Raw genomic sequence first — 886 nt, forward strand, 5'->3', positions numbered from 1 at the left:
AGATGTGTATAAGAGACAGACCCAGGTGTGGGACACGCCCGCACTGCGGACCGCGCTGGACCGGTTCGCCGCCGACGGTGACACCGCCGTGCAGTCGGTGCTGCGGCAGCCCACCGGTCCGCTGGGCCCCCGTGACCACGCCCGCGCACTCTGGGCGATGACCGGCGCCGCCCGGCTGCTGGCGAACCGGCCCGCCGCAGAGCGCGAGGCGCTGGGGCGTACGGCGCTGCACCTGCCCGCCACCGCACCGTGGGACGCGGCGGCCGAGGCCCGGCTCCGGAAGCTGGCCGAACAGGCCCTCGCCGCCGGACACGAGCTCGCTCACCCCGGTGAACTGGCCGTCTTCCACCTGGAGACGCTGGGCGCCTTCACCGAGGAGGGCCGTATGCGCAGGCCCGACGGTACTCTCCAGGGCCGTAACTGGGGGCCCGTGCCGACCCCCCGGGGGATCGACCCGGTGCGGCTCTCGGAGGCCGGGGCCAGGCCCGCAGAGGACTCCGCCGCTGCGAGGTTCGCCCCGTGGACCGAGGAGGGCGCCCCCGCCCCGTGGTTCGTGTACGCGGAGACGGACGGTGCCGACTCCGTGGTCCTGCGCCTTCCCGGCGGCACCGTTCACATCCCGCCGAGGGAGTTCGCCGCCCTCCTGGAGTCCGACCCGGAACTGCCGCTGACCGCTCAGCACCGTCCGCTGGTGCTCCTGGTGTCCGGCCCGGGCACGGCTCAGGAGAGCTTCCTGCGGGAGCTCTCGTTGCGGAACGACCGGACCGTCTGGAGCTATGACGGACCGGTCCTGGTCTCCGCGGGCGACGGGACACGGCCCGGACGGGTGACCGCCCTGCCGCGCCCGGCGGCCGGCACGGACCCGGCCTGTCTCTTATACACATCT

General features: G+C 74.2%; 1 protein-coding gene. It reads left to right on the forward strand.

Annotation, left to right across the window (positions count from 1 at the left end):
• A partial coding sequence (locus tag CR470_RS40015; RefSeq protein ID WP_179892532.1) for a hypothetical protein occupies positions 1-886 on the forward strand: 886 nt, incomplete at both ends.

The sequence above is a fragment of the Streptomyces sp. rh34 genome (assembly GCF_002551245.1).
Classification (GTDB): Bacteria; Actinomycetota; Actinomycetes; order Streptomycetales; family Streptomycetaceae; genus Streptomyces.